7 protein-coding genes are annotated in these 11,408 nt (G+C 32.0%); 2 read left to right on the top strand and 5 right to left on the bottom strand.

The genetic code is table 11. The annotated features are described in order from the left end of the window. Positions 1–113 precede the first annotated feature (113 nt). Entirely contained in the window at positions 114–638 is a 525-nt protein-coding gene (locus tag ACSIGC_RS13580) for a glutathione peroxidase (RefSeq protein WP_442265350.1), read from the top strand. A gap of 67 nt (positions 639–705) precedes the next feature. On the opposite strand, the gene queA is transcribed toward ACSIGC_RS13580, so the two are convergent. Further along, the gene (gene queA / locus ACSIGC_RS13575; protein ID WP_442265349.1) at positions 706–1,755 is read right to left on the bottom strand and encodes a tRNA preQ1(34) S-adenosylmethionine ribosyltransferase-isomerase QueA; all 1,050 of its coding nucleotides are present in this window, start codon (positions 1,753–1,755) and stop codon (positions 706–708) included. A gap of 66 nt (positions 1,756–1,821) precedes the next feature. Further along, positions 1,822–3,054 carry a 3-phosphoshikimate 1-carboxyvinyltransferase gene (locus tag ACSIGC_RS13570; protein ID WP_442265348.1) on the bottom strand — a complete coding sequence of 411 codons (1,233 nt, stop codon included), beginning with the start codon at positions 3,052–3,054 and terminating at the stop codon, positions 1,822–1,824. Positions 3,055–3,095: 41 nt separating this feature from the next. Here ACSIGC_RS13570 and ACSIGC_RS13565 point away from each other — a divergent pair, with 41 nt between their 5' ends. Further along, the gene (locus ACSIGC_RS13565; protein ID WP_442265347.1) at positions 3,096–6,203 is read left to right on the top strand and encodes a VPS10 domain-containing protein; all 3,108 of its coding nucleotides are present in this window, start codon (positions 3,096–3,098) and stop codon (positions 6,201–6,203) included. Positions 6,204–6,279: 76 nt separating this feature from the next. Here ACSIGC_RS13565 and ACSIGC_RS13560 read toward each other — a convergent pair whose 3' ends face one another. From ACSIGC_RS13560 to ACSIGC_RS13550, 3 genes are all read right to left on the bottom strand, one after another. Then, a complete protein-coding gene (locus ACSIGC_RS13560; protein ID WP_442265346.1) occupies positions 6,280–10,413 on the bottom strand; it encodes a fibronectin type III domain-containing protein in 4,134 nt (1,377 codons plus the stop codon). Positions 10,414–10,744: 331 nt separating this feature from the next. After that, positions 10,745–10,993: a hypothetical protein gene (locus ACSIGC_RS13555; RefSeq protein WP_442265345.1), complete on the bottom strand. Its 249-nt coding sequence runs from the start codon at positions 10,991–10,993 to the stop codon at positions 10,745–10,747. Then, positions 10,993–11,319 (bottom strand): nucleotide pyrophosphohydrolase, encoded by a 327-nt coding sequence (locus tag ACSIGC_RS13550; RefSeq protein ID WP_299109156.1) that lies wholly within the window; start codon positions 11,317–11,319, stop codon positions 10,993–10,995. Before ACSIGC_RS13550 ends, ACSIGC_RS13555 begins: the two co-directional genes overlap by 1 nt. Positions 11,320–11,408 lie beyond the last annotated feature (89 nt).

Below are 11,408 nucleotides of genomic sequence, written 5' to 3'. Positions count from 1 at the left end.
TACTTAGAATATTTCAAAATAGTTGAAATAACAATTCAAAATATTTTCATAACACAAAAAACAATTAAATTTATATTTCAAAAGTATTAACAACAACTTTAAAACATCTGAATATGAAAATCTTAAACAAGGCAAAATTATTTTCATCTGCTTCTGAAGTAAAAAAACAATCTATTTATGATATTCAGATTAACGATATTCGTAATCAACCTATTTCACTTTCAGAGTTTAAAGGAAAGAAAATATTATTTGTAAATGTTGCTTCAAAATGTGGATTTACAAAACAGTATAAAGAATTACAAGAATTAAGTGAAACCTATAAAGATCAACTTACTGTAATTGGTTTACCTTGCAATCAATTTGGAAGTCAAGAACCAGGAAACGAAACGCAAATTCAAGAATTCTGTGATATCAATTTTGGTGTTACTTTTCCGTTAACAGAGAAAATAAAAGTAAAAGGTAGTCAACAACATCCTTTATACAACTGGCTTACATCTAAAAATTTAAACGGAAAAAAAAACTCAAAAGTTCGATGGAATTTTCAAAAGTATTTAGTTGATGAACAAGGAAATTTAATTGATTATTTTTATTCAACAACTCATCCTAAAAGTTTAAAAATAATTAAACACCTAAAATAAAAAAACAGCTCATTTCAATTAATGAGCTGTTTTTTCACAAAAGAACGAACAATACTTTCTTTACTTTTTATATAATTAACATCGCATCTCCGTACGAGTAAAATTTATATTTTTCTTTTATTGCTTCATGATATGCTTCCATTACAAAATCATGCCCAGCAAAAGCAGCTATCATCATTAATAATGTAGATTTTGGTGTATGAAAATTAGTAACCATACAGTTTGCTATACTGAAATCATATGGAGGAAAAATAAATTTATTCGTCCACCCTTCATAAGCATTTAATCTTTTGCTAGCAGAAACAGAAGATTCTACTGTTCTCATTACGGTTGTACCAACAGCACATACTCTTCTTTTTTGATCTAAAGCTTTATTTACAGTATCACAAGATTCCTGTGGAATAATTATTTGTTCAGAATCCATTTTATGCTTTGACAGATCTTCTACCTCTACTGGATTAAAAGTACCTAAACCAACGTGTAAAGTCATTTCTGCAAAATCAACACCTTTAATTTCTAAACGCTTCATTAAGTGTTTAGAAAAATGAAGTCCAGCAGTTGGTGCAGCTACAGCTCCTTCATGCTTTGCGAAAATAGTTTGATAACGCTCTTCATCTTCTGGCTCTACATCTCTCTTAATATATTTTGGTAATGGTGTTTGACCTAATTCGATAAGCTTTCTTCTAAACTCATCGTAAGAACCATCAAACAAGAAACGTAATGTTCTACCTCTAGAAGTTGTATTATCGATTACCTCTGCTACTAAACTTTCATCATCACCGAAAAACAATTTATTTCCGATACGAATTTTACGAGCTGGATCAACTAAAACATCCCATAATCTATGCTCTGCATTTAACTCTCTTAATAAAAAAACCTCGATTCTTGCTCCAGTTTTTTCTTTATTACCGTACATACGAGCAGGAAATACTTTGGTGTTATTCAACATCATTACATCTCCTTCATCAAAGTAATTAATTAAATCTTTAAACAACTTATGTTCAATAGTTTGCTCTTTACGATTTAATACCATCAAACGAGCTTCGTCTCTGTGCTCAGAAGGATATTCTGCTAATAATTCACTAGGTAAATCAAAGTTAAATTGAGATAATTTCATTATAGTTATTTATTAATGGCGGCAAATATACGATTTCAACATAGGGCTTGTCAAGCGTTTCATCTTTTATTTTAAGACTTCTTGTTCAATTCCAACCTTTTCAAAATCAGACCAAAAATCTTGGTATGACTTTGTTACAACGGTAGCATCTGCTATTTTTATTGGAACTTTTAAGGCTAATGGAGCAAAAGCCATTGCCATTCTATGATCGTGATACGTCTTTATAGTTACATTTTCTTGTATTGAATTTGAAGTATTTAAAAATAACTCTTCATTCGTTACAGAAATATCACCTCCTAATTTAGTAATTTCTTCTTTTAACGCTTCTAAACGATCTGTTTCTTTTATTTTTAAGGTGTGCAATCCTTTTAAATCACAAGGAACTTTTAAAGCAAAACAAGTAACAGTAATAGTTTGAGCAATATCTGGTGCTTTTACTAAATCTAATACTAATTTATCTTTACTTCCTAATCTTTCTTTCTTTAGCGTAATTGTATGATTATTGAATTCGGTAGTTACTCCAAAATGTTCATAAATTGAAGCCAAACAACTATCTCCTTGCAAACTTTCTTTTTTGTATGAAGACAACGTAATTTCTGTACCTACTTCACTTAAAGCAACCAAAGAATAGTAATACGAAGCCGAACTCCAATCTGCCTCAACAATAATATTTTTTGAGGAAACACTTTTTTTATTGAAAACTTCTATTGTATTTCCTTCAAACTTTGTTTCAATTCCAAGCTGATTCAATAAGCTTAAAGTCATTTTGATATAAGGAATAGATGTAATTTCTCCAGTTAATTCTAACTTTAATCCATTAGGTAAACTTGGTGCAATTAACAGTAAAGCTGAAATATATTGACTACTCACATTTCCTGCAATAGCAACATGATCTTTTGTAAAAGCTTTCCCTTTTATTTTTAGCGGAGGATATCCTTCTTTTTCTAAATAGGTAATATCTGCTCCTAAATCTTGTAACGCATCTACTAAAATTTTAATTGGTCTGTTATGCATTCTTTCAGATCCCTGTAAAACTTTTGTAGTTCCTTCTTGCGAGGCAAAAAGTGCTGTTAAAAATCGCATTGTTGTTCCTGCGTGTCCTATATCTGCAACTTCTTCATTACTATTTAAGGCATTTTGCATATGTACAGAGTCATCCGAACTAGAAAGGTTTTCAATAACCAATTCTGGGAATAACTGCTGAAGAATTAACAATCTATTCGATTCACTTTTAGAACCTGAGATCACTATACTATTTTTAAATAATTGATTTTTAGGAATCTTTAACAATAAGTCCATTAACAAAATTTTATATTTAGCTTCTTAATCAACTAAATCAAATGAAAAAACTACTTTTTGGAGGAGTAATACTGCTCCTTTTCTTGAGTATCAAAGTTAATGCTCAAAATAACAATAGCCAATTTTCTGAAGAATATTTTAACGCAATCGATTGGAGAAACATTGGTCCACACCGTGGAGGGAGAAGTTGTGCTGTAACTGGAGTTCCAAAAAAACCGAATTTATTCTACATGGGAACTACTGGTGGTGGTATATGGAAAACGATTGATGCTGGAAATACTTGGCAGAATATTTCTGATGGATTTTTTGGTGGTTCTGTAGGTTCTATAGCTGTTAGCGAATGGGACAATAACATTATTTATGTTGGAATGGGAGAAAAAACTGTTCGTGGTAATGTTTCTTCTGGTGACGGTGTTTGGAAATCTGAAGATGCTGGTAAAACATGGAAACATATGGGACTACCAAATTCTAGACATATTCCTAGAATGCGTATTCATCCTAAAAACCCAGATATTGTTTATGCTGCCGTTTTAGGAGATTTATATAAGTCTACCACAGAAAGAGGTGTTTACAAATCTACCGATGGAGGAAAAACTTGGAAAAAAGTTTTATACAGCAATGCAGATGCTGGAGCAGTAGATTTAGTTATCGATCCAAATAATCCTAGAACTTTATATGCTTCTACTTGGAATGTAAGAAGAACTCCTTATAGTTTATCTAGTGGCGGTGAAGGTTCTGGAATTTGGAAAAGTACCGATGAAGGTGAAACATGGACAAACATTTCTAAAAACTCTGGATTACCGAAAGGTATTTGGGGAATTTCTGGTTTAGCTGTTTCTCCTGTAAACTCTGAAATTGTTTACGCACTTATAGAAAATGAAAAAGGTGGTGTGTACAAATCTTTAAATGGTGGAAAAACTTGGCGATTAATTAATAGCGAGCGTAAACTTCGTCAAAGAGCTTGGTATTACACAAGAATTTATGCAGACACAAAAGATGAAGACATTGTATATGTTATGAATGTACGTTATCATAAATCTACTGATGGTGGAAAAACCTACAAAACATACAACGCTCCACATGGAGACCATCATGATTTATGGATTGCGCCGGAAGATAATCAGCGTATGATTATTGCTGATGACGGAGGAGGACAAATATCTTTTGACGCTGGTGAAAACTGGTCTACTTATTTAAACCAGCCTACTTCTCAATTTTATCGCGTTACTACAGACAATCATTTTCCATATAGAATTTATGTAGCTCAACAAGATAATTCTACTATTAGAATTGCGCATAGAACAGAAGGAAGATATATTACTTCACAAGATTGGGAATCTACTGCAGGTGGAGAAAGTGCTCACATCGCTGTAGATCCTTTAAATAATGATATCGCTTATGGTGGAAGTTATGGTGGATTATTAACACGTGTTGATCATAAAACTGGTGCATTTAGAGCAATTAATGTTTGGCCAGATGATCCTATGGGACATGGAGCAGAAGATTTCAAATATCGTTTCCAATGGAATTTCCCTGTATTATTTTCTCCTAACAACAAAAAGAAATTATACGCTGCTTCAAATCATTTGCATGCAACTACGAATGAAGGGCAGTCATGGGATATTATTAGTCCAGATTTAACAAGAAATGATCCTAAAACTTTAGGACCTTCAGGAGGACCAATTACTAAAGACAACACTGGTGTTGAATACTATGGAACTATTTTCGCAGTTGCTGAAGTTCCTGGTGAAGATGGAGTTATTTATACTGGTTCAGATGATGGTTTAGTTCATATTACTAAAGATGGCGGAAAAAATTGGACAAACATTACTCCTAAAAAAATGCCAGAATGGATGATGATTAATTGTATTGAAATTGATCCTTATACAAAAGGTGGTGCATATATTGTAGGAACAAAATATAAAACAGGAGATTATCAACCTTATATTTATAAAACGGAAGACTACGGAAAGTCTTGGAGAAAAATAACTTCTGGAATTGGTAATGAGGATTTCACAAGGGCTTTACGTGCTGATCCTAAAAGAAAAGGATTATTATATGCTGGTACAGAAAGAGGAATGTATATTTCTTTTAACGATGGTAAAAACTGGCAAAAATTCCAATTGAATTTACCTTTAGTTCCTATTACAGATTTAGCTATTAAGGAAAATAACTTAATTGCAGCTACTCAAGGTCGTTCTTTATGGATTATTGATGATTTAACCCCACTACATCAATTAAACAGCAAACTTACAAACCAAGATTTCTTTGTTTATAAACCAAAAGAAAGTTATAGAATGGGTGGTGGAAACGGAGCTAAATCTAGAAGAAATGGAACTAACTATCATGGAGGTATTCCTGTGAACTTTTATGTTAAAAATTACACCAAAAAAGATACTGTTTCTCTTAAGTTTTATGATAGTTCTAAAAATTTGATTCGTGTATTTAGTACCCATCCTGACAAAAAACAAAAAGAAGGAAAATTAAAAGTAAAACAAGGTGATAATGTATTTTACTGGGATATGATGTATACTGGAGCAGACCGAGTGAAAGGCATGATTTTATGGTGGGCTTCTTTAAGTGGACCAATGGCTTTACCTGGTGAATATAGAGTTGATTTAACGGTAAATGGAAAAGTTAAATCTGAAAACTTTACTATTAAAAATAAGCCAAACTCTGAATCAACTCCAGCTGACTTAAAAGCGCAATTTGATTTTATTAATAGTATCAATTCTAAAATGACTGAAATTCATAAAGCATTAAAGAATGTGAAGAAAATTAGAGCTCAAGTAAATACTTTAAAGAAATCTATTAAAGATAAAAAGAAACATAAAGACTTATTAGATTTTGCGAATCAATTGGTAAAAGATATGACTGTTGTTGAAAACAACTTATATCAAACAAAAAGCAAGAGTAATCAAGATCCTTTAAACTTTCCTATTAAGTTAAACAACAAATTAGGACATTTAAATTCTTTATCTCGTATTGGTGATTATAAACCCACAGATCAAGCTGTAGCATTTAAAAATGAAATCACTAAGCAAATAGACATAGAATTAAATAAGTTATACGATATTTTCAATAACAAAGTGAAAGATCTAAATCAAAAAGTTAAAGCTAGTCAAATTGATTTCATTCAATTAGATTAAAAAAAACTTTTAACCTATAAAAAAGGCTGTTTAAAATATTTTAAACAGCCTTTTTATTTAAGGATTATTTATATAATTACTTAACTATAATTTGCTTTGTAATTTTCGAATAATCATTGCTTAAGTTTAATAAATAAACTCCTGTAGCTAAATTATCCGTAGCTATTTCTGAATTCTCTAATCTTCCGGTTTTTAATGCTTGTCCGAATGTATTAAAGATTGTGTAAGAAGTGTTTGTTAACTCTTTAGAAGAAATTATTCTTAAAACATTTCCTTTCACAACAGGATTTGGTCCTATTTTAACTGAAGCTAATAAATCTTCATCTTCATCTCCTAAAAGATCATTTCTTACATCAAAATCTTGAGCTGAAACCACAGCAGCAGCAGACGAACAAGATCCTTCGTAAATTCTTACGTTAGTAAACGTAGAAGTATTTCCTGAACCTCCATCATTATCGTTAATAAAAACTAATCTATTCATAGCTCCTGTGTAAGAAGCTCCAACAGTAATTGCATACGTACGAGTTCCTCCAGCATAATTATCAAAATTAGTAATACCATAATTTTGGGTTCCATGAAGTTTGAAATAGTTATTAGCCGATAGGTTATTATCAGTTTCAAAACCAATTCCGTGAATTTCACCTTCAGAAGTACTGCTAAATTCGAACTCTATTACTGTATTAGCTGTTACTGTATAATCTAAAGGAATAGATTTCCAAGTATTGTTTGTTAATGTTATAGAAGAACCATCAGTACTTACAGAGAAATTCCCTGCATTATCCTGATTTGAAAAACTAGACACTGTAAAATTATTAAAATCTAAAGCCTCACAAGCAGGATTTGTTGGAGTTCCTGAATCTCCTCCAGTAGTTAAAGCTAGATTATCAATTGCAATATCACTAGACCAGCTTGTTCCTGTAACTCCTACAAAACGTAAACTAACCGTTCCTCCTAAGTAAGCCGCTAAATCTACAGATACATCATTCCATTGGTTTCCTTGGTTACCAGAATCTGTCCATAAATTCACCCAAGAAGTCCCATCTGTAGACGCTTGTAAAGTTAAAGAACCTACACTTGTTCCAAACATATGATTACTGAAAGAAAAACTTGCAGAAGATTCTCCAGAAAGATCAAAACAAGGACTTTGTAAGATTGCTGTAGCATTATTCCCTATTTGTCCAACACTATTATTTGTTGATGCTTCTAAGAATAAATAAAAACTTCTATCAGCTCCATTACTTGGTCCAGTTCCATTTGAAGGAGTTCCTCCACTATCTCTTAACCAGTTTCCATCATCACCAGTAACTTGAGTCCATCCATCATTCGTTTCAAAACTTTCACTGTATGGGAAAGAAGCAACTGTTGAAGTACATGATGAACTAGCTCCTCCAGACGTAGTTACATTCACAGCAGCACTTGCGTTAGATTCGTTATTAGCTGCATCTTTTGCTATCACTGTAAATGTGTAAGCTGTATTTGCAGTTAAACCTGTAATATTTGTAGAAGTTGTTGCTGTAGTTCCTATTAAGGTTGATCCTTGATACACATCATACCCAGTTACTCCGACATTATCTGTTGAAGCACCCCAACTTAAAGTTAATGAAGTAGAGGTTATATTAGAAACTGTAACATTATTTGGGCTACTTGGTGCTTGAGTATCTGCTACAACATTTGCTGTAAACTCTCCTGTAAACACTCCTCTACCGTAGGTAGATGCAATAATTTTATTTTCTGTATGGTTTCCATTAATATTCCAGTAATCAAAAGCAGTAACACTAACATCACTCATTCCATTATAAGCTTGCGTCCAATTTGGAGCAGCATCATTAAAATTTGAAGTTGACCAAACTCCTAACTGCGTAGCTAAAATTGCTTCATCTCTATCTAATGGATTTTGTAAGATATCTCTAACAGGAATATTTGGTAAATTTCCTTCTTTATTTATCCAATTTGTTCCACCATCTGTAGTAACCCAAACACTCACAACTCCGTAATTATGCATTGTTACAAAAATATCATTCTCGGTAGCACCAAATCTTACAGAAGAAATAGAACCTACGAAAGGTGTATTTATTTGAGTGAATGTTGCATTACTATTATTTACTCCAGAAAGTCTTAATAATCTACCATTAGCTAAACCAACAAACCATCTGTTGTTTGTGAAAGGAGAAGCTCTAAATGCTGTAGGAGATGTATTTAACAAATCATTTGTTAATGTTCCTCTAGAATTTGCAGCTACATTAATACTTAAAATTGAAAAAGCAGCAGGTGTAGTACTTGTAGCTCGAGTTGAGTTATTCGATAATAAGCGATTAGCATCACTATCATAATCCATAGGATTCACAAAATCACCTGTAGTACGACTATTTGATAAAGTTGTTGCACCACCTTGCAATCTACTTCTACCATTCCATGGCAAATCAAAACGATAAATTACGTTATTTGTAAATGTCGAGATCATAAATTGACCATCTTTATCAACAAACGTGTAGAATCCATCTCCATCGCTCAATTCAGTAGAACTATTTATTCCTGCATTAGCATTTCTAAACACCTGAGTTCCGTTATCTTGAGCCCCAGCCGTAAAAATCCCATCAATATCTCCAGCACCATCAGGGCCAATTCCTGCTTTTACAAACTGAGTAACATTATACCCTCTGTTTCTTACACTTATTGTTCCTCCACCATTATCTGAAAAATACACACCTCCATCGTTACCAAATAACATTCTAGTTGAAGAATTACCAGCAAAAACAATTGCATGATGATCAGCATGTACTATGCTTGCATTTCTAAGTCCTAAATTTCTCCATTGAGATATTTGTGTCCAAGTTCCACCACCATTATTACTTCTAAACAAATCGATACCTCCAACATAAAGAACATCATCATCATTAGGATCTGTTTCAATAACTAAATCATAGAACGCTTGTCCTCTTGTAAAATCATTTGCAGGAATATCTCTATCAGCATCATTGGGAAGATTCAAAGTTGTCACTGTATTAAATCCGTTTGTAGTTTCAAAAATACGCACTGGTGTTGCATTTGTTGTTCCTTGTGCTAAAGCATATAATCGATTGGGATTTGAACTTGAAGGCTCTAATTCTACTCTATTAGACTCTACTAAAGGAGAAGCAGCAGCTTCTGTCCAAGTAGCACCATTTGTAGAACTAAATACCCTTCCTCCACCTTGTCCTAAACCAGGAGTAGTAATTGTTCCCATCCATAACCTGTTATCAGATCCAATTTCTAAATCGTTAGGAATAAAATAATAATTAGCTCCGCTAAACTCAAAACTCATACCTGCATTTTCTACTCTATTCCAAGTATTTCCATTATCTGTAGAACGATATAATCCGGCAGATTGTAACCCTAACCAGTTTGTAGGAGAACTAGCATCTGCATACACATTAGCTCCAACTCCCACAAATAACTCTGTAGAGTTTCCATTATCCCAAGCTAAAATATCGTTTACATAGTTGATTCCTGATAAAAAAACATTATTTGCATTAAAATCGAATGTAGCAGCTCCTGCAGCAGGAATATTAACAGCAGCCCATGTTGTACCACCATCTGTACTTCTATATACACCATTACCTACAACATCTCCAGCAGTATATTGTTCTCCTGTACCTAAATACCAATTATTTGAATTTCTAGGATCAACTGTGATTGAAGTTACTGATAAATTTCCTGGAACATTTTGTACTCGTTGCCATTGTGAATTTGCGTTAGTTATATCGTTATTTACCCATAAACCACCACTAACTCCTCCTGCATAAACACGTCTGTTATTTGCATCGTTGGGATCGAATAACATCGCTCTAGTTCTACCTCCAACGTTATTAGGTCCTCTTTCTACCCAAGGCGAATTATTATCCCCAGGCACTCTACGAGCTATACGTTGAGCCGTTAATTCTTCACGAAGTTTAATTACATTTTCATTTTCCAATCTTCCCGTTGCTGGGTTAATTGTTAACTCCCACATTTGCTCGAAATACTTATTAGGTGGAAGTCCATTTAATTTTCTTGTTTTTTTATCCCATTGTAATCTTTCATTAAATGGGCTTTTGTTTAAGAATTTTGCATGAGTTTGTCTTTTATTCTCAATCTCTTCTTCAGCTTTATAAGATTCATATCTCTTATAACCTAAAGTAGCAATTAATGATAATGACAAACCTCCAATTAAAAGTTTAAAGTTACTTTTCATTGTAATAAAGGGTTTTTAGCGATTAACTTCAATAAGAAAATATTTTAACTATTTTCTTAATTTTTAATAATTAAAGCACTAAAAATACAAAAACAATAAATTATTCTCATTAAAATACCTTTTTTATTGAATAATTATTAATCTACCAAAACAATAGACTATTAATGAGTTATTACACATATTTTTAACCTTAAACATACATATAAATCAAAATATTAAGTTAAAATCAAAATATATTTCAATTTAAAAAACATAAATTTTATCAAAAAAAATAAAGAAGCAGACCCTAAAAGAGTCTGCTTCTTTAAATTAATACTATTTTTTTTGAAAATTATTTCATTTTTTTCATCGTAGTATACATACCATACCCAAAACTTATAATAAGCCTTGGTACTAAAAAATTGATCCATTTTCCATTTTTAAACTCTTTTTCCAATACTGCATCGAAATCTCCTGAAAAAACCAATTTCCCGTTATAAAAAAGCAGTGAAAAAATAATTACAAAAATGAAAAAAGGAATAGCAACTTTAACTACATTTTTCCAAAATAATGGATTCTTTAATTTATCTACAACTCCCATTATTTTAGTTTTTCATTATTATGATGACGATCGTGATCTCGTTTTGTTTTTATATCTAATTTCTTATCAAATGCTTCTTGTAAATTAACACCTGTTTGATTCGCCAAACACAATACTACAAAAACTACATCTGCTAACTCTTCACCAAGATCTTTTTGTTTATCGCTTTCCTTTTCACTTTGTTCTCCATATCTACGAGCAATAATTCTAGCTACCTCTCCTACTTCTTCTGTTAGCTGAGCCATATTCGTTAATTCATTAAAATAACGAACTCCGTGATTTTTAATCCAATCGTCTACTTGTTTTTGAGCGTCTTGTATATTCATATTTATATTGAATTTTCACTTTCAAAAATACTATACTTATCATTAAAAATAAATCTTCACTTTAGATTTATATCAACTATTTAATTTAA

Source organism: Tenacibaculum aquaeponti (genome assembly GCF_052084715.1).
Lineage (GTDB): Bacteria > Bacteroidota > Bacteroidia > Flavobacteriales > Flavobacteriaceae > Polaribacter.
This window is presented reverse-complemented; position numbering and strand designations above follow the sequence as displayed.